This window comes from Synechococcus sp. Cruz-7E5 (genome assembly GCF_024345995.1).
GTDB lineage: Bacteria > Cyanobacteriota > Cyanobacteriia > PCC-6307 > Cyanobiaceae > Regnicoccus_A.
This window is the reverse complement of sequence record NZ_JAGQCE010000022.1, coordinates 1-20,082: the sequence shown is the minus strand read 5'-3', so window position 1 is coordinate 20,082 and position 20,082 is coordinate 1. Positions and strand designations below refer to the sequence as shown.

Annotated in this window: 20 protein-coding genes and 1 tRNA gene; 8 read left to right on the top strand and 13 right to left on the bottom strand. The window is 63.3% G+C overall.

What is annotated here, in order from left to right:
• The first annotated feature begins 144 nt into the window (after positions 1 to 144).
• Positions 145 to 216, top strand: a tRNA-Gly gene (locus tag KBY77_RS15785).
• On the opposite strand, the gene KBY77_RS15780 is transcribed toward KBY77_RS15785, so the two are convergent.
• From KBY77_RS15780 to KBY77_RS15770, 3 genes are all read right to left on the bottom strand, one after another.
• Entirely contained in the window at positions 208 to 1,143 is a 936-nt protein-coding gene (locus KBY77_RS15780; protein ID WP_255106565.1) for a hypothetical protein, read from the bottom strand. The two genes, KBY77_RS15785 and KBY77_RS15780, sit on opposite strands and share 9 nt — an antisense overlap.
• Positions 1,136 to 1,474, bottom strand: a complete 339-nt coding sequence (locus tag KBY77_RS15775; RefSeq protein ID WP_399213079.1) for a GNAT family N-acetyltransferase — start codon at positions 1,472 to 1,474, stop codon at positions 1,136 to 1,138. Before KBY77_RS15775 ends, KBY77_RS15780 begins: the two co-directional genes overlap by 8 nt.
• A gap of 244 nt (positions 1,475 to 1,718) precedes the next feature.
• The gene (locus KBY77_RS15770) at positions 1,719 to 1,841 is read right to left on the bottom strand and encodes a hypothetical protein (RefSeq protein ID WP_255106562.1); all 123 of its coding nucleotides are present in this window, start codon (positions 1,839 to 1,841) and stop codon (positions 1,719 to 1,721) included.
• Between the two features lie 429 nt (positions 1,842 to 2,270).
• Between KBY77_RS15770 and KBY77_RS15765 the strand changes: the two genes are divergently transcribed.
• On the top strand, positions 2,271 to 2,540 hold the full coding sequence (locus KBY77_RS15765) for a hypothetical protein (RefSeq protein ID WP_255106560.1): 270 nt from the start codon (positions 2,271 to 2,273) through the stop codon (positions 2,538 to 2,540).
• A gap of 24 nt (positions 2,541 to 2,564) precedes the next feature.
• Here KBY77_RS15765 and KBY77_RS15760 read toward each other — a convergent pair whose 3' ends face one another.
• Entirely contained in the window at positions 2,565 to 3,134 is a 570-nt protein-coding gene (locus KBY77_RS15760; RefSeq protein ID WP_255106557.1) for an AAA family ATPase, read from the bottom strand.
• Positions 3,135 to 3,359: 225 nt separating this feature from the next.
• Between KBY77_RS15760 and secA the strand changes: the two genes are divergently transcribed.
• Positions 3,360 to 6,203, top strand: a complete 2,844-nt coding sequence (secA, locus tag KBY77_RS15755; protein WP_255106589.1) for a preprotein translocase subunit SecA — start codon at positions 3,360 to 3,362, stop codon at positions 6,201 to 6,203.
• Here the strand turns inward: secA and KBY77_RS15750 are convergent.
• The 5 genes from KBY77_RS15750 to KBY77_RS15730 all read right to left on the bottom strand — a co-directional run bounded on the left by KBY77_RS15750 (position 6,160) and on the right by KBY77_RS15730 (position 11,511).
• Positions 6,160 to 7,368 carry a rhamnan synthesis F family protein gene (locus KBY77_RS15750; RefSeq protein WP_255106554.1) on the bottom strand — a complete coding sequence of 403 codons (1,209 nt, stop codon included), beginning with the start codon at positions 7,366 to 7,368 and terminating at the stop codon, positions 6,160 to 6,162. The two genes, secA and KBY77_RS15750, sit on opposite strands and share 44 nt — an antisense overlap.
• Complete coding sequence (locus tag KBY77_RS15745) at positions 7,365 to 8,678, bottom strand: ABC transporter ATP-binding protein (RefSeq protein ID WP_255106552.1); 1,314 nt, start codon at positions 8,676 to 8,678, stop codon at positions 7,365 to 7,367. Before KBY77_RS15745 ends, KBY77_RS15750 begins: the two co-directional genes overlap by 4 nt.
• Positions 8,679 to 8,727: 49 nt before the next feature.
• Positions 8,728 to 9,477, bottom strand: coding sequence for an ABC transporter permease (locus tag KBY77_RS15740; RefSeq protein ID WP_255106550.1), 750 nt, complete (start codon positions 9,475 to 9,477; stop codon positions 8,728 to 8,730).
• 142 nt (positions 9,478 to 9,619) lie between these two features.
• Positions 9,620 to 10,447 carry a serine O-acetyltransferase gene (cysE, locus tag KBY77_RS15735; protein WP_399213083.1) on the bottom strand — a complete coding sequence of 276 codons (828 nt, stop codon included), beginning with the start codon at positions 10,445 to 10,447 and terminating at the stop codon, positions 9,620 to 9,622.
• Between the two features lie 35 nt (positions 10,448 to 10,482).
• On the bottom strand, positions 10,483 to 11,511 hold the full coding sequence (locus KBY77_RS15730; RefSeq protein WP_255106547.1) for a GntR family transcriptional regulator: 1,029 nt from the start codon (positions 11,509 to 11,511) through the stop codon (positions 10,483 to 10,485).
• A gap of 50 nt (positions 11,512 to 11,561) precedes the next feature.
• On the opposite strand from KBY77_RS15730, the gene KBY77_RS15725 reads away from it, so the two are divergent.
• Positions 11,562 to 12,401 (top strand): dienelactone hydrolase family protein, encoded by an 840-nt coding sequence (locus KBY77_RS15725; protein ID WP_315856502.1) that lies wholly within the window; start codon positions 11,562 to 11,564, stop codon positions 12,399 to 12,401.
• A gap of 7 nt (positions 12,402 to 12,408) precedes the next feature.
• Here KBY77_RS15725 and infC read toward each other — a convergent pair whose 3' ends face one another.
• Together infC and miaA are read right to left on the bottom strand one after the other, a co-directional pair.
• Positions 12,409 to 13,065, bottom strand: coding sequence for a translation initiation factor IF-3 (gene infC, locus KBY77_RS15720; protein ID WP_255106544.1), 657 nt, complete (start codon positions 13,063 to 13,065; stop codon positions 12,409 to 12,411).
• 53 nt (positions 13,066 to 13,118) lie between these two features.
• The gene (gene miaA, locus KBY77_RS15715; protein WP_255106541.1) at positions 13,119 to 14,015 is read right to left on the bottom strand and encodes a tRNA (adenosine(37)-N6)-dimethylallyltransferase MiaA; all 897 of its coding nucleotides are present in this window, start codon (positions 14,013 to 14,015) and stop codon (positions 13,119 to 13,121) included.
• Positions 14,016 to 14,212: 197 nt separating this feature from the next.
• On the opposite strand from miaA, the gene gyrB reads away from it, so the two are divergent.
• On the top strand, positions 14,213 to 16,171 hold the full coding sequence (gene gyrB, locus KBY77_RS15710) for a DNA topoisomerase (ATP-hydrolyzing) subunit B (RefSeq protein WP_255106539.1): 1,959 nt from the start codon (positions 14,213 to 14,215) through the stop codon (positions 16,169 to 16,171).
• Positions 16,171 to 16,482 (top strand): SH3 domain-containing protein, encoded by a 312-nt coding sequence (locus tag KBY77_RS15705; protein ID WP_255106537.1) that lies wholly within the window; start codon positions 16,171 to 16,173, stop codon positions 16,480 to 16,482. The genes gyrB and KBY77_RS15705 overlap by 1 nt, the downstream gene beginning before the upstream one ends.
• Positions 16,483 to 16,525: 43 nt before the next feature.
• On the opposite strand, the gene KBY77_RS15700 is transcribed toward KBY77_RS15705, so the two are convergent.
• Both KBY77_RS15700 and KBY77_RS15695 read right to left on the bottom strand, forming a co-directional pair.
• The gene (locus KBY77_RS15700) at positions 16,526 to 17,734 is read right to left on the bottom strand and encodes a cation:proton antiporter (protein ID WP_255106535.1); all 1,209 of its coding nucleotides are present in this window, start codon (positions 17,732 to 17,734) and stop codon (positions 16,526 to 16,528) included.
• A gap of 4 nt (positions 17,735 to 17,738) precedes the next feature.
• Complete coding sequence (locus tag KBY77_RS15695; protein WP_255106532.1) at positions 17,739 to 18,218, bottom strand: glutathione peroxidase; 480 nt, start codon at positions 18,216 to 18,218, stop codon at positions 17,739 to 17,741.
• 92 nt (positions 18,219 to 18,310) lie between these two features.
• Here KBY77_RS15695 and mgtE point away from each other — a divergent pair, with 92 nt between their 5' ends.
• Complete coding sequence (gene mgtE, locus KBY77_RS15690; RefSeq protein ID WP_255106529.1) at positions 18,311 to 19,738, top strand: magnesium transporter; 1,428 nt, start codon at positions 18,311 to 18,313, stop codon at positions 19,736 to 19,738.
• A gap of 163 nt (positions 19,739 to 19,901) precedes the next feature.
• Positions 19,902 to 20,082: sigma-70 factor domain-containing protein (locus KBY77_RS15685; protein ID WP_315856503.1), on the top strand; the 181-nt coding region annotated here is incomplete at its 3' end.

Below are 20,082 nucleotides of genomic sequence, written 5' to 3'. Positions count from 1 at the left end.
CTGCTCGCTCGACACAGTGGAACTGATCTCCTTGGCTCAGGCACCTTAGGGCCAGGCTCAGGCAGGGCCCGACTGATTGACCGGTGCCCCCTGCGTGGTGCATGCTGGCTGGGCCGGCGACAGCCGGTGCCCAGCCCCACGGCTGCGGATGTAGCTCAGTGGTAGAGCATCTCCTTGCCAAGGAGAGGGTCGAGAGTTCGAATCTCTTCATCCGCTTGATTCTTCGCTCGTTCGTCGGGGCAGTTTTTTGCTGTAATGGCTGAAGGATGGATGCCCATGCTCCACCCAGAGGAAATTGCGCTGGGCGAAACTCGGTTTCATCACCGCGAAGTGGGGCAGCACCGTGAACGTGGCTGCTGTCTCCAGAGGGCCCACAAAGCCTTCCCTTGGAAGCTTCAGCTGGCGCAGTCGCTCAGTCTGTGCTGCGTTCAGACAAAAAAGCCCCGAGTGGGGATTGGCTGTGCGATCGAAGTGGATCTCCTGGCCGTCCCAGAAGCGCCCCCGGCCAGCATCCAGCTGGGGTTGGGTGAAGCGCCGGATGAAGCCCTCCCGCAGCGGGCCATCCACCAGCAGACGCTGTCCGTGACCCCCGGGGATCAGTTCATGACGGTGGGGCATCAGCACCGCCTTGCCCCCGCAGCCGCGCAGGAACCACGCCTGCTTGTCGAGGAAGAGCGGGTCACTCAGGACCAGATCGTCTTCGAGGTAGAGGCTCAGGTCGGCGCTGGGTGTGGCGGCGATCAGGAAGTCCCTGGCGGCAAGGGGGAGCTGACGCGGATCCTCCAGGTCGAGCCGATGCAGCTCAAGGCGGTCCCGGAAGAGGTCCACCACTTCATCGAGCTGGTTCTCGCCGCTGGTGAACAGGTGGATCTCCAGCTGAATGGCCGGCAGGGGGTGATCCCCTTGCCGGAGCGGTTCGGTCGTGTCCAGGCAGCGGTCGCCGATGTGCAGCACCTGATCGGTGCAGGATCGCTCCAGTTGCACCAGTGCGTGCAGGCAGCGAGCCAGGGCCAGGCAGCGGCTGAAGCGGGCGCCGGAGCGGCCGGATCCATAGCCCGTGCCCTCGGGGGTTTCTCGGAAGTGGTGCGGCAGTGCCACGCGTACCCTCAGGGGCGCTAACGGGCTGGTGGTGGTTTCAGCCATGACCCCCTGGAACAGAGCGGTGCCCGGTGTCGGAGTCAGTGATCCCCTCACGCAGCATCAGCCTTTGCTCCAGCACGTGCCCGAAGCCCAGTTTCTCGTAGAAGCCTTCGCTGTTGGTCGTCATCAGATAGATCCGTTCGGCTCGGGCCACGGCAGGGAACTCGAGCAAGGCCTCCACCACCAGGCGACCGATGCCCAGACCCTGGAGCTGGCTGTCCACGACCACATCCCAGAGCACCGCCCGGTAGATCCCATCGCTGGTGGCCCTGCCGAACCCGACCAGGCGCTGACCACACCAGACGCTGACCACGGCCTGGCTGCCAAGCAGCATCTGACCCAATTGTTGAGGGCTTCGTCCTACTGCCCAGAAACTGTGATCATCGAGCAATCGTTTCAGGCGGCTCAACCGAACCAACAGGCGCAGTTTGCCGATCCCGTGGTGAATCAGGCGGATGTCGGCAGGAAGATGCGTCGGGCTCGTCGGGCTCAAGGGATAGCCGGCTCAGGCGAACGGTGGGGTAGCAGGGGTGGGAGGCGGCACGGGGAGATCCTCTCACTTCACTTCTCGTTGAAGCTCAGCCTGGATGGTGTCGTTTGATCGTGAGGCGGCCGCTCTCGAAATGGATCAGCCGCGACTGGTCTGGCTTGAGAGCTCCCATCCCCGCCGCCAGCCAGCTTCGGTAGAGGGAGCCGTGCATCTCCCGGCAGATCGGCGATCGATGGTCTCCATAGAGAGCTTGGGACCGGTCTGGAACTTGCTGTTGCCTTGCTGACCACTGCGCGGCGATGCGTTCCAGTGGGGCCAACAGGGTATTGATCACCACGTGATCGAACCGATGGAAGAAGCGGTTCGAAAGGAAATGACGAAAGACTCGCTCGTTGTCTGAATCATTGATCAGGCTGCTCAGGCTCCGTGGCGGTGAGACCCAGGGCTGGCCCTGGGAGTGGGGGCACAGTTCATCGCCGCGTTCGATCAGGGTGACCAGATCAAGGTGAAGGAGCAGCGTGGAGGGGAGAGTTTCCAGGGATGAGAGAAAAGGCAGGTGGTTGTCACAAAACCAGCTGTTCTGCTCCAGCAGCTCAGTTGGAGGAATCGTCCACTCTGGCAGGCGAGAAGGGGCTCTGAGTTGAAGGAAGCGCTGCTTCCAGTGCTTCCAAAAAAGAGGAATGCCTTGGTTGAGAGCGTGCAGGCAAAGAGCCGTTTTGCCGACAGCTCGGTAGCCGACGAGCAGCAACAAGACGGTGCTGTTGTCGTTCTGAGTTTCGTGACTCTGGGATTCGTTTCTCACCCCGTCATCCTTGCCACTGGTTGGTGTTGCCTGAACCGGAGGCTCGTTGTTTCACACATTTTAACTGTTCTCTTGCTGGTGTCTGGGGCATCGCTGACAGCTTGTTGATGGTTCTCAGGATGGTCCAGAACATCAGCAGCCGGCCAGAAACTGCTGGATCAGGTCGGCCCGCTGCTTCGTGCTGATGGGGGTTGGAGGTAAGGCGAGAACTTTCTCCAGAGGAGAAATCTGATAGGCAAGCCCATACAGTTTGGCTTGATTGGAGAGGTCTGGATAGCCCGTCAACTGTCTACTCATGCCCGATTCGTTGGTGGCTTCGATCGAGTTGATTGGACGTCTGGATTCCAGCGGTACCAGCACCAGCAGATCGAGATGGGAGCATAAGATCTGCATCTTGCTGGCGGTTTCCTGCCAGGTGACAGCAGGGACGAGGCTCCAGTTCAGCCAGAGATGCAGCAGGTCTACAGGGCCTCGGTCCATCACGAAACTTGCCTGAGGTAACAGGAGCTTTTTGGCCCGCTCATTGATCCACTCAATGGAGCGATTCACCAAAAGCTTCTTGCCTTCAGCTGTGTGCAGGTCAGCGCTGAAAATCCAGGCGTAGTTTTCTTCGATGTGCTCATCAACGATGCCTTCGCCAACGAGATGCTGAGCGAGGGTCGACTTGCCGAGTCCGCTGACTCCGGTGAGAAGGATTTTCATGGGTCCGCAGATCCTGGCCCGAGGCGTTGGGTCCCTGCTTGGTTCGGGCCCATCGGGCCGGTTCTTCTCCAATGGTGCCAGTCGGCGGCGCTCCCCGGCCGTCCCCCCTCGCCAGGGACGTGTCGCTCCTCCTTTTGCCCTGAAAAGCCTTGCCACAGCTTCCGTCTGCTTCACCGGTGGCGGGTCGCCGGTGGTAGGGTGGCTCGGTTCAGCTGGTTCTATTCAATGCTCAAGCTGCTGCTTGGTGATCCCAATGCCCGCAAGCTGAAGCGCTACCAGCCGATTGTTTCGGACATCAATCTGCTGGAGGAGGAGATCGCCCCCCTCAGCGACGAGCAGTTGCGCGGCAAGACCGCTGAATTCCGCCAACGGCTGGAGAAGGCCTCGTCTGCAGCCAGCCAGCGCCAGCTGCTGGATGAGCTGTTGCCCGAGGCCTTTGCGGTGGTGCGTGAGGCTGGTAAGCGGGTGCTCGGCATGCGCCACTTCGATGTGCAGCTGATCGGTGGCATGGTGCTGCACGAGGGCCAGATCGCCGAGATGAAGACCGGCGAAGGCAAGACCCTCGTGGCCACCCTGCCGGCTTACCTCAACGCCCTCACCGGCGCCGGCGTTCACGTGGTGACCGTCAACGACTATCTGGCCCGGCGTGACGCCGAGTGGATGGGCCAGGTGCATCGCTTCCTGGGTCTCTCGGTGGGCCTGATCCAGCAGGATATGGCCCCGCCCGATCGCCGCCGCAATTACGCCTGTGACATCACCTACGCCACCAACAGTGAGCTCGGGTTCGACTACCTGCGCGACAACATGGCGAATGACATCGAGGAGGTGGTGCAGCGCCAGTTTCACTACTGCATCATCGACGAAGTCGACTCCATTCTCGTGGATGAGGCGCGCACACCCCTGATCATTTCAGGCCAGGTGGAGCGCCCCCAGGAGAAGTACATGCGGGCGGCGGAGATTGCCGCAGCCCTGGAGCGGGCAGAGGGCATGGCCAAAGACGGCATCGATCCCGAAGGAGATTATGAGGTTGATGAGAAGCAACGTAACGTTACCCTGACCGACGAGGGTTATGCCAAGGCGGAACAACTTCTCGGTGTACTGGATCTGTTTGATCCAGCCGATCCCTGGGCGCACTACATTACGAATGCACTCAAGGCCAAGGAGCTGTTCGTCAAAGATGTGAATTATATCGTGCGCGGCTCCGATGCCGTCATCGTTGATGAGTTCACCGGTCGGGTGATGCCGGGCCGCCGCTGGAGTGACGGCCAGCACCAGGCGATCGAGGCCAAGGAGCAACTGCCGATCCAGCCCGAAACCCAGACTCTGGCCAGCATCACGTATCAGAACTTCTTCCTGCTCTACCCCCGCCTGGCCGGTATGACCGGCACCGCCAAGACCGAGGAAGTGGAATTCGAGAAAACCTACAAACTAGAAGTCACGGTGGTGCCCACCAACCGGCCCCGCTCCCGCCAGGACATGGTGGATCAGGTCTACAAGAACGAAACCGCCAAATGGCGCGCCGTGGCGGCTGAAACCGCCGAGATTCACAGGGCTTCCAGGCCTGTGCTGGTGGGGACCACCAGCGTCGAGAAGTCGGAATTGCTCTCGGGCCTGTTGGCCGAGCAGGGCGTCCCCCACAATCTGCTCAATGCCAAGCCTGAGAACGTGGAGCGGGAGGCTGAGATCATTGCCCAGGCCGGGCGAGCTGGTGCAGTCACCATCGCCACCAACATGGCTGGACGCGGCACCGACATCATTCTGGGCGGCAACTCCGATTACATGGCCCGCCTCAAGCTGCGAGAGGTGCTGCTGCCGCGTTTGGTTCGTCCTGAAGACGTTCATCAGCCCCCCGTGCCGTTGCAGCAACGCCAGCCCGCCGCAGCTGGTTTCGGCCCGGAGTCGGCGGCAACCAACCCTCTGGCGCCCCCCAGTGAAGCCCGTGCCATCGGTGCCCTCTATCCCTGCGCCCTAAGCCACGACACGGACCATGAGCTTGGTGAGCTTGCCCGGGAACTGGTGAAGGCCTGGGGTGATCGGGAACTGACCGTTCTGGAGCTGGAGGATCGCATCGCCCAGGCGGCCGAGAAGGCGCCCGCTGACGACCCCCAGATCCAGCAGCTGCGCCGCATGATTTCCCGTGTGCGCGGCGAGTACGACGCGGTGGTGAAGCAGGAAGAGGAGCAGGTGCGACAGGCCGGCGGGTTGCATGTGATCGGCACCGAGCGCCATGAGTCACGCCGGGTCGACAACCAGCTGCGTGGCCGCGCCGGCCGTCAGGGCGACCCCGGCAGCACCCGCTTCTTCCTCTCGCTGGAAGACAACCTCCTGCGCATCTTCGGTGGCGAACGGGTGGCCGGATTGATGAATGCCTTCCGCGTGGAGGAAGACATGCCGATCGAATCCGGCATGCTGACCCGCTCCCTGGAGGGGGCCCAGAAGAAAGTGGAAACTTACTACTACGATATCCGCAAGCAGGTGTTCGAGTACGACGAGGTGATGAACAACCAACGCAAGGCCGTTTATGCTGAGCGGCGTCGCGTGCTCGAGGGGCGGGAGCTCAAGCTGCAGGTGATTGGCTATGGCGAGCGCACCATGTCCGACATCGTCGAGGCCTATGTGAATCCCGATCTCCCCCCCGAGGAATGGGATCTGGGCCAGTTGGTGGCCAAGGTGAAGGAATTCGTCTATTTGCTGGAGGATCTCACGCCCGAGCAGCTCGCGGGCCTCAACACCGATGAACTCAAGGCCTTCCTGCGCGAGCAACTTCGCAATGCCTACGACCTCAAGGAAAGTCAGATTGAGCAGTCCCGCCCAGGCCTGATGCGGGAGGCCGAGCGCTTCTTCATCCTTCAGCAGATCGATACCCTCTGGCGGGAGCATCTCCAGGCCATGGATGCCTTGCGCGAATCCGTGGGTCTGCGTGGCTACGGCCAGAAAGATCCGCTGATCGAATACAAGAATGAGGGCTACGATATGTTCCTCGATATGATGACCTCGATGCGCCGCAACGTGATCTATTCGATGTTCATGTTTGCGCCCCAGGCCCAAACCTCCGGCGTAAGCGCCTGAGTGGACCGGTCAATTTCCAGCTGGTGGATTGCTTGAGAGCTTGCAGCTGATTTTCTAGCCATTCAATCCTGGCTTCCAAGGTTTTGATGTAAGTCTGGCACTCCGCCATGCTGTGCTCGGCTTCACGCTCCATCGCCGCATACTGCTGTTTCGTGCTCTCCAGGACTCTGCTGATGCCTAGCTCGTTGCGATCACCTTTTCGTTTGGCTTCGGCCAATTGCCCCACCAGCCCCAGATAGAGACTGGTTTGCTCCTGCCAGACACTCAGGGTTCCTGCCTTCGCAGGGTTTGTATCGGTGGCGTTGGCTCCGCAGAGTGCCCACCGATAGCCTGCGGCTTCGCAGAAGTGGGCGGTCAGCCGTTCCAGGGCGTGGAGCGTCGTCCCGTCTTCCCGCAAGGGTTCCGGAGGGAAAGGCATCAGGTTACGGGCGGCGGCCGCCAACCCTGCAAGCGCCGGTGGCCGGAACCAGAACATCATTCCGTGGGGGAAGACAAGCGGAGCCATCGCACTTAAGTGCCTATCTGGGAGTTCCTTGTCCACAAGCAAGCGTGCGATTTCATAATTGGCTCCCCAGTTCAGAAATGGACGGATGCTGGGACTTGTCATCGGCATGATCAACCCCAGCTTCTGATCCGCCTGAAAGGCATGGATGAGGGAACTGGTGTGAACGCTGCTTCCCACCACTGAGCGCATCAATTCCTCACGCCATTCCTCGCCAAACTGCTGATGCAGACTCTTCTTAGTGTGAAGATGCAGAATCAGGTCATGGTCTGCAAAGTGGGGCATGGCTTTCAATAGCAGTGGCGCAATGTTTCTGCCACGGTTCTCCGTAACCAGCACCTCTGACTGTTTGATGATGGTTGAATGTGGATGTTTGTGAATCTGGCTCTGCAGTTGAAGTTGTTTTGCGGAGCTATCGGTGGTGATCAGCAGATCGAAGGAGGGCAGACTTGTGCAAAGATTGCTCAGCAGCTGACTGGTTGTTTCCGGATAGAAGCTGTGGATATGAACGCCAATGCTCAGAGGTGGCAGCTTTGGCTCAGACGTCAGTGGGGCGAGCAAACTCTTCTCAAGCTCCTGAGAAGGCCTTAGCGTGGGAATGTCGCAAGCTGAGCCGTAGTTCAGCTCATAGTCGCCAAGCTCGACCCATGGTCGTTCAGTCATGACAGCAGACCCGTGATTTCCGGTTGGGAACTCGCCAGATTGCAGGTACCAACTTCATACACACCGGCAGCATCGACAACCTTGAAAGCTTTGTAGTCGGTGACGCGGTGGATGAATCGTTCCTTCGTCTGCGGAGCCCACAGGCCGCCGCCGATGAAGTAAACCCCAGGCCATAGCCCACCCCAGAACGGGAAACTGATGGTCCAGGTCTGCCCCGCTTTGATCCTGGTGACACCATGTTCCTTGGGTGTAAACACTTGTCCCGTCACGCGATTCCCTGTGTGTCTGGCAATATGACAGCCAAAGGAGATCTCATCAAGATCTTCGTCTGCCCGATAACAAAATTCCACCTTGAAGCTTTCTCCTGGTGCCATTGATGTGATCACGTTCCCTGCATTGTTAATGATTCGAGCAGACGTGATTTCGGCCCCACGGCTTGGGTAGATCACCGATGAGGCCGGCAGAAGTGATTCGGTTTCCTGCTCTGCACTCAGGCTGTCCAGCTGCTCTGCTGGATCGATGACCCCCTGGCCTGAAGTTGATCCAAGTGAGCGATCCCATTCTTCATCGCTGGAATTGCTGAGATTCTGATACACCACAGTGACCTTGGACGGTTGTCCCCAGAGGCGGGCCACTCCTTGATGCAGCAGTAAGGCGTTATCACAGTGTTGGATGATCTGTGGGCAGCTGTGAGTCACCAGCAGAATCGAGCAGCCTTTGTCTTTGAGTCGCTCCAGGTGGTCGTAGCACTTCTTCTGAAAGAGCTCATCTCCGACGGCCAGGGCTTCATCGACGACCAGGAGATCGGGATCGATGTGCGCCTGAACTGAGAAAGCCAGCCGCACGACCATGCCACTGGAGTACGTTTTCACCGGCTGATCGAGGAAGCTGCCGATGTCTGCGAATGCCAGGATGTCGTCGAGGCGTTCATCCGTCTCTGTTTTCTTCAGCCCAAGCAGTGCTGCATTGAGGTAGATATTTTCGCGCCCGGTGAACTCCGGATTAAACCCACTTCCCAGCTCCAGCAGGGCGCCGATCCGACCCTGGGTGTCCACCCGTCCGGTCGTCTGGGTCAGGGTTCCACAGATCAGTTGCAGCAGTGTGCTTTTGCCGGAGCCGTTGCGTCCAACCACCCCCAGGGTCTGGCCTCGCTCCAGCCTGAAGCTGAGCGGTTTCAGAGCCCAGAACTCCTTGTAGAACCGTCGCTTGCCGGGCCAGAGGCCTTGCAGCAGCCGATCTCGCGGATGATCATAGATCCGGTAGCACTTGCTCAAATTCTCCACAAGCACGGCGGCGGTGTTGCTGGCCATCCTGTTTTCCGCTGCCCTGTCTCGTGCAGGCATGGGTTGGCGTCCGGCTTCAGAGAACATCCGCGAATCCTCGGCGTGCCCGCTCAAAGCTTCGATAGCTGATTTCACAGGCCGCCAACCCGAGGATTGTGCCCACCAGCACGTAGCCCAGGCTGGGTGACAAGCCAGCAACGGTAACCCTGCGGGTCTGCTCGATGATCAGTACAAGGGGATTGATGGACAGAATTGGTTGCCAGCGCGGTGGCAGAGAGCTCAGAGGGTAGAAGACAGCGCTCATGAACATCAGCATGCTGGTGGCTACATTCACCACCTGGCCCACATCTCGCAGGAAAACACCCAGGGCTGAAAGCAGCCAAGACAGGGCAAGACAGCCTGTCAGGAGTGGCAGCCAGACGAACGGAAGCCAGAGAAATGTGAGCGGAATGCTGTGCACAGCCAGCAGCTTGAACACCGCTAGCACCATCAGGCTGGTAAGGGCATGAAAGCCGGCGCTGGCCACATTCACCGCAGCTAAAATCTCAAGCGGGAAGACCAGCTTGGTGACATAGCTGCTGTTGTTCAGGATCAGCTCAGGCGCCTTGTTGGCGCTTTCCCCGAACAGACTGAAGGCAATCATCCCAGCAAACAAGTTGATGGCGAAACCGAGGGGGCCTGCGTCATCAAGGCTCCCCCAGCGAGCCTGAAAGATCTCTGAAAAGACAAATGTATAGACACCCAGCATCAGAAGAGGTGTCAGGAAGCTCCAGCTCCAGCCCAGCACTGAACCCCTGTAGCGACCGATCACCTCTCGGACTGTCAAGCGCCACCACAGATCACGGTGCCGCCACAGAGCCGATGGAAAGCGAAGGCCAATCCTCATGGTGCAGAGAGCATCAGGCTCGAAGTCCTTGACCTTGACCTTGACATCGAAAGCAGCTGGCCTGGTTTGTCTGATCCACCGTTCACAGTGCCCCACTCGATGGTGATGGACTGTTCACTATTGGATTGACTCGGCCATCGGATTCGCTCTCGAGTTCACTGTCGCTGCCACTGCCCAGAAACTCCATGATCTCCCGATCCTTCAGGCTCTGGGCGCGGCCGCCGCAGACTTCATGCAAAGGCCGGCCGGCCGCCACCTCCCGCAGGCAGCTCTGCAGATTCATGATCTGATTCTCGAGCACGTCGATGCGCTCCATCAGGTTGCGGATCACGTTGGCTTCGGCGTCGGGGAGCTGGGAGTGGGCCAGGGGGTCGATGCGCACCCCCGATTGGTGAATCACACGGCCGGGGATGCCCACCACTGTGCTGTCGGGCTCCACATCCCGCAGCACCACCGAGCCGGCGCCGATGCGGGTGTTGGTGCCCACCGTGATGGCCCCGAGCACCTTGGCGCCGGCCCCCACCACCACGTTCTCCGCCAGGGTGGGGTGGCGCTTGCCGTGTACCTTGCCGGTTCCGCCCAGGGTCACCCCCTGGTAGAGCAGGCAGCGGTCGCCGATCTCGGCCGTTTCGCCGATCACCACCCCCATGCCGTGGTCGATGAATACCCCGTGGCCGATCGTGGCGCCGGGATGGATCTCAACGCCGGTGAACAGCCGACCCAGCTGGGAGAGCATGCGCGGCAGCAGCGGCACGTTCAGGGTCCAGAGGCGGTGGCTGAGGCGGTGCAGCACCAGGGCCTGGAAGCCCGGGTAGCAGAGCAGAATCTCGAGGGTGCCCCGGGCGGCCGGGTCCCGTTCCCTGATGATCCGAAGATCTGCCAGAACAGGGTTCAGGATTCGCCGGATCACAGAACCCAAGGGCCAACATCAGAGCGGTGCTGGCTTCATCCTGCCTGAGCGGCTTCGCCTTCGAGGCGGCTGTCGCGGGGTCCGATCAGGCCGATTTCCTTGCGCAGCAGGTCGATGGTGGCGGCCCCCAGATAGCTCTGGGCGCAATGGACCTGGGGCAGGCGCATCAGCTGGGCGCGGTTCTGGCGCAGGGTCTGCTCCACAAGGGGCAGGCTGGGGCGGTCGCAGAGCACGTGGCTGGCGGCCCGCAGCAGGGCCAGCAGGCGGCTGCCCACGTCGGGGTTGGCGGTCATCACCAGCAGCTCGTTGCCGCGCAGGCTGTGCAGGATCACCTCGGCGGCCCGCAGGATGCCGGGGCTGATGCTCACCAGGCCCACGCAGCTGCCGGCCCGCAGCTCCTTGAGCAGGTCAAGCTCGTGGCGGAAGTCGTTGAGGTCGACCGCCACGGCCCGCACGCCGAAGCGCTGGGCCAGCTCCTCCACGGGCTGGAGGAAGTAGCGGCTGGTGACGACCGTGCCGTTGCTGGAGCTCTCCAGCACGGCTTCGAGCTCTTCCATCGGCACCACCTCCACAGGCACCTCCAGGACAGGCTCCAGTTCCTCGGCGATCAGCATCGAGGCGCCGATGTCTTCGCGCGGGGTGGAGACCAGCACCCGGGCGCCGCAGCGCAGGCGCCAGTCGATCTCGCGGGTGAGCAGCTCGCGGGCCTGCTGCAGGGTGCAGCCGGCGTTGAGCAGCCCGTCGACACACTGGCGCACCTCCCGGTCGATGTCGGGGCGCAGGCGGTTGCGCAGGCCAGGCGGCACTTTGAGCTCCCGGGGCTTCTGCTGGTCGCGCACATAGATGCCAGAGCCGGCCATCGCCTCGACGACGCCGTCGTTCTCCAGCTGGCGGTAGACCTTGCTGATCGTGTTGCGGTGCAGGCCGGTCTGCATGGCCAGCTGCCGCGTGCTCGGCAGGCGATGGCCCGGCGGGTAGTGCCGGGCGGCGATCGCAAAGCAGATCTGGTTGTAGAGCTGGGTCGACGCCGGGATATCGCTTTCCTGCTGGATGTGGAATCGCACGCCGGAGCAAACCAGTACGGGTTGCGCCACCCTACGGAGCTTCTGCGCTGGTGACAATTCCCCCTGTGGCATACGAGCCTGTGCCGGTTGCTGCCGTCACACTGGCCGCCCTCCCGCAGCGCCTCCCGCACCCATCCCCTGCCATGGCCGAGTGGATCACGATCGAACCCTCCCCTGGGGCACTCCACCCCTGTCCCCTGCGCTGCTGGTGGGAGCCTGCGGCGACGCCCCCCCGGGGTGGGGTGCTGGTGCTGCCGGAGGTGTTCGGCATCAACAGCTGGCTGCGCAGCACGGCGGCACGGCTGGCGCAGCAGGGCTATGCGGCTCTGGCGGTGCCGCTGATGGCCCGCACCGCCCCGGATCTCGACCTGGGTTACAGCGCCGCTGAGCTGGCGATCGGGCGCACCCACAAGGACAGGGTCCGCACCGATCAGCTGCTGGGGGATCTGCAGGCGGCCGCCACCTGGCTGCAGCTGCGGCTGCCTGGCCGCCCGGGGCTGGGCTGTGTGGGCTTCTGCTTTGGCGGCCATGCCGCCTTGCTGGCCGCCAGCCTGCCGGCGGTCAGAGCAACCGCCGCCTTCTATGGCGCCGGGGTGGTCAGCGGCCGGCCGGGCGGTGGACCACCCAGCCTGGAGGTGCTACCGAATGTGGCTGGTGCCCTGACGTTCTTCTGTGGACGTCTGGATCCGCTGATTCCCCCTGCTGATGTGGAGGCGATCGCGAAGGCCCTTGCGGCGGCGGATCCCAGCGGTCAGCGCCTGCGTCTGGAGATGGCCGAGGCCGGCCATGGCTACATGTGCGAGCAGCGCGCCGATTACAGCAGCGGCGCGGCGGCAGAGGGCTGGCGCCGGATGCTGGAGCTCTTTGCCGGTGAGCTCGAACAGGGCTGAGGTCGGATCAGGCTTCGCTGGGTGCCGGTTCGGTGTTGCCGAGCTGCCGGACCGGCGAGGGGATGGTGCGCACGGCCTTGGCGGCCTGGGCGGCGGCATCCTTCTCCTTGGTGAGCGGCGTCTTGCGCGGGGTCAGGAACATGATCATGTTCCTGCCTTCCCGCTTGGGATCCTGCTGGATCTCGGCGCTCTCCTCGAGATCCTTGGCCATGCGGAACAGCAGCAGTTCGGCGAGGGCCGTGTGCTGGATCTCCCGGCCCCGGAAGATCACCGTGCACTTGACCTTGTCACCGTCCTTGAGGAAGCGGACTGCCTGACCGATGCGCACCTGGTAGTCGTGCGAGTCGATCTTGTAGCGCATCTTGACCTCCTTGACTTCGGTCTGATGCGACTTCTTCTTGGCCTCCTTGGCCTTCTTTTCCTGCTCGAACTTGAACTTGCCGTAGTCCATGATCCGGCAGACCGGAGGGTCAGCTTTTTCGCTGACCAGCACCAGGTCAAGGTCGCGGTCCTTGGCCACTTCCAGGGCTTCTTCCCTGGTGATCACCCCGAGCTGGCTGCCGTCGGCATCAACCACCCTGAGCTGGGGGTAGCTGATCCGTTCGTTGATGTTGGGGAGCTCCCGGACGGGGGCACGGCGATCGAAACGGGGACGAGGTGGCATTCAGAGAGGCGAGGGACCGGCAGTGGTCTTGTGGAGCTGGTGGAACCAGATGGTTACCCTAGGACGCGCTGCACCGCCTGCAACGCCTGCTGGAGCGGATCGTCGCCCTCGAGCCACAAGGGTTGATGCTGACGGCGGAACCAGGTGCGCTGCCGTTTGGCGTACTGGAGCGTGCGACGGGTGGTCAGGGAGATGGCCTCAGCTTCCTGCAGCTCTCCGGTCAGCAGCGAGCGGGCTTCGCCGTAGCCGATGGTGTCCAGCAGGGGCAATTCGGCCCCGTAGCGGTGGATGAGTGCTTCGGTTTCCGCCACCAGTCCATCGCTGTAGAGCTGCTGGCTGCGGCGGCTGATGCGCTCACGCAGATCCGGGGGGTTCAGGCCCAGCTCCAGAAGTCGCCAGGGCGGCGGGCAGGCGCTGGGCTGGCTGGCGTAGGGCCGGCCGGTGGCGTAAATCACCTCCAGTGCCCGTTGCGTGCGCACGGCATCGGCGGGGGCGATCCGGCCGGCGGAGAGAGGATCGGCCTGGCTCAGGAGCTGGTGGCAGAAGGGCTGACCGAGCTCCTGCAGTTGGGCCCTCAGGGCGGGCTGGGGCGGCACCGCCGGAGGTTGGAGTCCCTGGGTGAGAGCCCGCAGGTAGAGGCCACTGCCGCCCACGAGGAAGGCCACGCCCCGGCGGCGGTGCTCAGCGGCGATGGCCGCCCGGGCGGCGCTGCAGTACTCCTGCAGGTTGATCGGCTGGTCGGGGTCCCGCAGGTCGAGCAGGAGATGGCGCACCCGGGCGCGCTGCTGGGCATTCGGTTTGGCGGTGCCGATGTCCATGCCGCGATACAGCTGGCGGGAGTCGACCGAGAGCACGGTCAGATCAAGGGCTTCAGCGAGCTCGATCGCCAGGGCGGTCTTGCCGCCGGCGGTGGGTCCCATCAGGGCGATCAACAGGGGCGGCTGGGGCATGGAATCCTGGGGGGGGTGCACCCCTGGCTCGAATAGGCCGCCAGAGGCCCCTGGGGGCGGCTGTGAGCCTTCGGTGGTAAACTGCAGACCTCAGGCAAGGGTTCAGGCGTGTATTTCGCCCGTCAAGCCCACTTTCAATTGCCCGGCCGTTTATCCTCCCCCATGGACTTCGCCGTCCGCCTGGTGTGCCCCCCGGAATGAGCGACGCTTCCAAGATTCAACACGCCTACGGCGCCGAGCAGATCCAGGTGCTCGAGGGTCTCGAGCCGGTGCGCAAGCGCCCGGGGATGTACATCGGCACTACCGGGCCGAGGGGGCTGCATCACCTTGTTTATGAGGTGGTCGACAACTCCGTCGACGAGGCCCTCGCCGGCCACTGCGACGCCATCCTGGTGCGCCTCTGTGAGGACGGCTCCGCCGAGATCACCGACAACGGCCGCGGCATCCCGACCGACATCCATCCCCGCACCGGCAAGTCGGCCCTGGAAACAGTGCTGACCGTTCTGCACGCCGGCGGCAAGTTCGGCAGTGGCGGCTACAAGGTGTCCGGCGGCCTGCACGGGGTGGGCATCTCCGTGGTCAATGCCCTCAGTGAGTGGGTGGAGGTCACCGTGCGCCGCCAGGGCCAGGTGCACCGGCAGCGCTTCGAGCGCGGTGCACCGATCGGCAGCCTGCGCTCCGAGGACGACCCCAGCGGTGCCACGGGCACGGCGGTGCGCTTCAAGCCCGACATTGAAATCTTCAGTGGCGGGATCGAGTTCGATTACGCCACCCTCTCAGGCCGGTTGCGCGAGCTGGCCTATCTCAACGGCGGAGTCCGCATCGTCTTCCGCGATGAACGCGAGGCGGCCAAGGGCGCCGATGGCGAGCCCCATGAGGAGATTTACCACTACGAAGGCGGCATCCGCGAGTACGTCACTTACATGAATGCGGGCAAGGATCCGCTCCATCCCGACATCATCTACGTCAACGCGTCCAAGGACGGTGTGCAGGTGGAAGCGGCGCTGCAGTGGTGCGTGGACGCTTACTCCGACAGCATTCTCGGTTTCGCCAACAACATCCGCACCGTCGACGGAGGCACCCACATCGAGGGCCTGAAAACGGTGCTCACACGCACCCTCAACACCTTTGCCAAGAAGCGCGGCAAGCGCAAGGACGCCGATTCCAATCTCGCCGGTGAGAACATCCGCGAAGGCCTCACGGCCGTGCTTTCGGTCAAGGTGCCCGATCCCGAGTTCGAGGGTCAGACCAAGACCAAACTCGGCAACACCGAGGTGCGCGGCATCGTCGATTCGGTGGTGGGTGAGGCCCTTGGGGAATTCCTCGAATTCCATCCCCAGGTGATCGACCTGATCCTCGAGAAGGCCATCCAGGCCTTCAATGCGGCTGAGGCAGCCCGCCGGGCCAGGGAGTTGGTGCGACGCAAGTCGGTGCTGGAGAGTTCCACCCTGCCCGGCAAGCTGGCCGATTGCAGCTCTCGCGATCCCTCCGAATCGGAGATTTATATCGTGGAGGGTGATTCGGCCGGAGGCTCGGCGAAGCAGGGGCGTGATCGACGCTTCCAGGCGATCCTGCCCTTGCGCGGCAAGATTCTCAATATCGAGAAAACCGACGATGCCAAGATCTACAAAAATACGGAGATCCAGGCCCTGATCACGGGCCTGGGATTGGGGATCAAGGGTGAGGAATTTAACCTTTCGGCGTTGCGATACCATCGCATTGTGATCATGACTGACGCCGATGTGGATGGCGCCCACATCCGTACGCTACTGCTCACCTTCTTCTACCGCTATCAGAAAACCCTGCTTGAAGGCGGTTACATCTATATCGCTTGCCCGCCGCTCTACAAGGTGGAGCGCGGCAAGAATCACACCTATTGCTACAACGAGCAGGATCTCAAGAAAACTCTTGAGGGCTTCGGTGAGAAGGCCAATTACACGATCCAGCGCTTCAAGGGCCTCGGCGAGATGATGCCCAAGCAGCTGTGGGAAACCACGATGGATCCCACCACCCGCACGATGAAACGGGTGGAGATTGAAGACGCCGCCGAGGCCGATCGTATCTTCACGATTCTGATGGGCGACAAGGTGGCCCCTCGCCGGGAATTCATCGAAAAGCACAGCGCCGAACTGGATTTCGCCCAGCTCGACATCTGATGGACTGGCGCCTGCCTTGGGTTCTGGGCCTGGCCCTGATCGCTCCCGCCGCCTTGCCGGCTGGTGGAGGAGACCGTCGCTTGCCGGAGTTGCGGCGGCGCCAAGGTGGTGATCCCCTCCTCTCCGAGGGCTCCCGTGATGGCGTGCTGCGCGCTTCCCCCCATCACCGCGCCCCCTGTCTCCTACCGTTGCGGTCGGGCGTGCCGCTGCGCCTGCTACGCGTGTGGCAGGAGCCTGATGGGGAGAGGTGGTTGCATGTCGAGGCTCCCGGGCTGATCGGCGCAGCTCGGCGCGGCTGGTTGGTCGGGTGAACAAGGCCCTGCTGGCGGTGGCCGTCGGGTATCGGCTCAGCAATCAGGCGACGGAAGGATGCAGCACCCGGTCGGCCAGGTAGGCGCTCAGCCAGGCTCCCAGCGGCGCCGTGGTGACGATGCTCAGCACGGCCACTGCCAGGATCACCTCTCCGGCTGTTGTGGGGCCTCCGGCAGCCTGAATCACCATCAGTGGCAGGGCACCAATCGCGGCCTGCACAGTGGCTTTGGGCAGATAGGCCGCCACCACGAACAGGCGCTCACCCGTCGAGAGTGTGCTGCGCGCCAGGCAGGCCAGCGTGCCCGCTGAGCGGGCGATCAGCCCGAGGGCCAGTACGGCCAGGCCCGCCAGTCCGCTGCTCCAGGCCACGGAGAGATTCAGCTGGGCCCCCACCAGGGTGAACAGCACCAGTTCGGCAAACACCCAGATCGAACCGAGCTTGGCAGCGATCGGATGGGCGATCTCCTCCCGCAGCTCCAGAATCACCACGCCGAGGGCGATCGCTGCCACCAGCCCGGTGAATGGCACCATGCTGCTCACGTGGTCCTGCAGGCGCAGGAGCAGCAGCGCCAGAGCCAGCACGATCAGCACCTGGCGGTTGGCGTTGGGACGAAACCGTTCGAACCAGCGGATCAGGCCCCAGCCCAGCAGCGCGCCGGCGCCCGCCCCCAGCAGCAGCCCCAGCGGCAGTCCCACCAGTTGTCCGGGAAGATCTCCCTGGCGCTGCACCAGCAGGCCCAGCAGCAGCCCATTCACCACGATCACGGCGATGTCGTCGAGGGAGGCAGCGGCCATCACCATCGCCGGTATCCCCTTGGCGGTGCCACGCCGTTCTTCGGTCAGCCTCAGCATCAGCGGCACCACGACCGCCGGGGACACTGCCGCCAGAACCGATCCCAGCAGGGCGGCTTCCAGCAGGTTGAGCCCCAGCAGGGGCTGGGCCACGATTGTGATCATCAGGCCTTCACAGCTGGCGGGGATCCAGGCCAGCAGCAGCACCCGCATGCCCACGCGGCGCAGCGTGGTCAGGTTGAGGCTGAAGCCCACCCGCAGCAGGATCACGATCAGTGCCATCTGCCGCAGGTCGCCGCTGAGGGTGAGCAGCCTGGGATCGATCAGGCCCAGCCCAGAGCTGCCGAGCGCCACCCCCACCAGCAGCATGCCGATCAGCCCCGGCAGCCCCAGCCGGCGGAACAGGCCGTCGGCCAGCAAGCCGAGGATCACCAGCTCGGCCAGGCCCAGCGTCGGCATCGATTCAGGCGGCCAGTGCTGCTTCGATTGCAGTGGTCAGCTCGACGCCATCAGGCTCGACGGCGCTCTTGAACCGGCCCACCACGGTGCCGTCCTTGCCCACCAGGAATTTCTCGAAGTTCCACTCCACATCGCCGGCTGGCTCCACCGTGGTGAGCAGGTCGTAGGGAGCGGTCTTGGTGCCCTTGGCGTGCACCTTGTCGAACAGCTCGAAGCTGGCGCCGTAGGTGGTGGAGCAGAACTGCTGGATCTCGGCCAGCGTGCCCGGCTCCTGGGCCCCGAAGTCGTTGCAGGGAAAACCCAGCACCTTGAGGCCGCGGGGCCCGTAGCTGTCCTGCAGCTTCTGCAGTCCGGCGTACTGGCGGGTGAAGCCGCAACGGCTGGCCACGTTCACGATCAGCAGCACGGAGCCGCTGTAGTCACCCAGTGTTTTCTCGGCGCCGCTGGCGCTGCGCACCACCACATCCGACACATTGACAGCCATGGAAAATCCTCAGTCGGCTGGACCCTAGGCGGGCGATGTCGCCGTGATGGGCCTTCGCCCATACACTCGGATTGCCGCGATCCTTCAGGCCGATGAGTGAGGGAACCAGCGGCAATGGTGCCACTTCGGCGGGGGTGGTCAGCAATGGCCGGCTGCCCGTGGCCGATGTGGTGGCGCGGCAGTTGGAGGCGCTGCTCACCGCTGGCAATTACGCCGGCGTCAAGCTGCTGCTGGAGCCGGTCCAGCCCGTCGACTGCGCCGAGGCGATCGGCGCCCTGCCGCAGACCTTGCAGGCCCTGGCGTTCCGCCTGCTCGCCAAGGACGAGGCGATCGAGGTTTATGAGTACCTCGATCCGCCGGTGCAGCAATTGCTGCTGGAGCGGCTTCGCTCCGGTGAGGTGCTGGAGCTGGTGGAGGAGATGTCGCCCGATGATCGGGTGCGGCTGTTCGATGAGTTGCCCGCCAAGGTGGTGCGCCGGCTGCTGGTGGAGCTGAGCCCGGCCGAGAGGCGCGTCACCGCCCAGCTGCTGGGCTACCAGCCCGAAACCGCCGGCCGTCTGATGACGACCGAATTCATCGATCTCAAGGAGTTCCACAGCGCGGCCCAGGCCCTCGACATCGTCCGCCGCCGCGCTCGTGACACCGAAACCATTTACAGCCTCTACGTCACCGACGCCTCCCGCCATCTCACCGGCATCCTGTCGCTGCGCGATCTGGTCATGGCCGATCCGGAGGATCGCATCGGCGATGTGATGACACGGGAGGTGGTCAACGTGACCACCACGGCCGATCAGGAGGAGGTGGCCCGCATCATCCAGCGCTACGACTTTCTGGCTGTGCCGGTGGTGGATCTGGAGCAGCGCCTGGTGGGGATCGTCACCGTCGACGACGTGATCGACGTGATCCAGCAGGAGGCCACCCGCGACCTCTACGCCGCCGGCGCTGTGCAGGCTGGTGATGAGGACGACTACTTCCAGAGCAACCTGTTCACCGTGGCCCGCCGCCGGGTGGTGTGGCTGTTGGTGCTGCTGGTGGCTAACACAGGTACCTCCGCGGTCATTGCCTCCGAGGAAGGGGTGCTCAAGGCGGTGGTGCGGCTGGCGGCCTTCATCCCGTTGCTGATCGGCACCGGCGGCAACGTGGGTGCCCAGAGCTCCACGGTGGTGATCCGGGGCCTGAGCACCCAGCGCATCCAGGCCCTGGGGGTGTGGCGCACGGTGGGGCGGGAGGCGCTCTCAGGATTGCTGCTGGGTCTGCTGCTGGTGATCGTGGTGGTGCCCTGGGCCTGGCAGGTGGGGGGCGGGATGCTGGTGGCCACAGCCGCCGGCATCAGCCTGGTCTGTATCACCACCCTGGCGGCCACCGCCGGCGCATCGCTGCCGCTGCTGTTTGACCGGCTGGGCCTGGACCCGGCCCTGATGTCGGCGCCGTTCATCACCACCGCCACCGACGTGGCCGGGGTGCTGATTTATCTCAAGACGGCGTCCTGGCTGCTGAACCACGTGGGACTGCCGGCCTGAGCGATCTGGGCTGCCGCGGGCGAACGGACTGGGCACCGCGGAACTCACGCCGTTCCTGAGAGGACCTTCACACTTCTTTAGGTTAGGCTTCACACACCTTCAGAAGTCCGTCGTCGTGGTCACCGCCCTCTCCACCCGTCCAGCCACCCTCCAGGCGACTCCCGTGGTTGAAACACGCCAGGCCCCCATCGCCGTTCGTACCCTGCCGCCCGTGGATGGCGACCTGGTGCGCTCCTACCTGCGCGACATCGGCCGCGTGCCGCTGCTGACCCATGAGCAGGAGATCACCCTGGGGCGTCAGGTGCAGGACCTGATGCGTCTGGAGGAAGCGGAGCAGGAACTGG

Excerpts from the sequence above, each read along its gene's own strand:
- mgtE (WP_255106529.1), top strand. The coding sequence starts at position 18,311 with ATGAGTGAGGGAACCAGCGGCAATGGTGCCACTTCGGCGGGGGTGGTC.
- KBY77_RS15770 (WP_255106562.1), bottom strand. The coding sequence starts at position 1,841 with ATGCACGGCTCCCTCTACCGAAGCTGGCTGGCGGCGGGGATGGGAGCT.
- KBY77_RS15695 (WP_255106532.1), bottom strand. The coding sequence starts at position 18,218 with ATGGCTGTCAATGTGTCGGATGTGGTGGTGCGCAGCGCCAGCGGCGCC.
- KBY77_RS15745 (WP_255106552.1), bottom strand. The coding sequence starts at position 8,678 with ATGGCCAGCAACACCGCCGCCGTGCTTGTGGAGAATTTGAGCAAGTGC.
- KBY77_RS15780 (WP_255106565.1), bottom strand. The coding sequence starts at position 1,143 with ATGGCTGAAACCACCACCAGCCCGTTAGCGCCCCTGAGGGTACGCGTG.
- secA (WP_255106589.1), top strand. The coding sequence starts at position 3,360 with ATGCTCAAGCTGCTGCTTGGTGATCCCAATGCCCGCAAGCTGAAGCGC.
- miaA (WP_255106541.1), bottom strand. The coding sequence starts at position 14,015 with ATGCCCCAGCCGCCCCTGTTGATCGCCCTGATGGGACCCACCGCCGGC.
- KBY77_RS15775 (WP_399213079.1), bottom strand. The coding sequence starts at position 1,474 with ATGCTGCTTGGCAGCCAGGCCGTGGTCAGCGTCTGGTGTGGTCAGCGC.
- infC (WP_255106544.1), bottom strand. The coding sequence starts at position 13,065 with ATGCCACCTCGTCCCCGTTTCGATCGCCGTGCCCCCGTCCGGGAGCTC.
- KBY77_RS15750 (WP_255106554.1), bottom strand. The coding sequence starts at position 7,368 with ATGACTGAACGACCATGGGTCGAGCTTGGCGACTATGAGCTGAACTAC.
- KBY77_RS15705 (WP_255106537.1), top strand. The coding sequence starts at position 16,171 with ATGGACTGGCGCCTGCCTTGGGTTCTGGGCCTGGCCCTGATCGCTCCC.
- KBY77_RS15760 (WP_255106557.1), bottom strand. The coding sequence starts at position 3,134 with ATGAAAATCCTTCTCACCGGAGTCAGCGGACTCGGCAAGTCGACCCTC.
- KBY77_RS15700 (WP_255106535.1), bottom strand. The coding sequence starts at position 17,734 with ATGCCGACGCTGGGCCTGGCCGAGCTGGTGATCCTCGGCTTGCTGGCC.
- gyrB (WP_255106539.1), top strand. The coding sequence starts at position 14,213 with ATGAGCGACGCTTCCAAGATTCAACACGCCTACGGCGCCGAGCAGATC.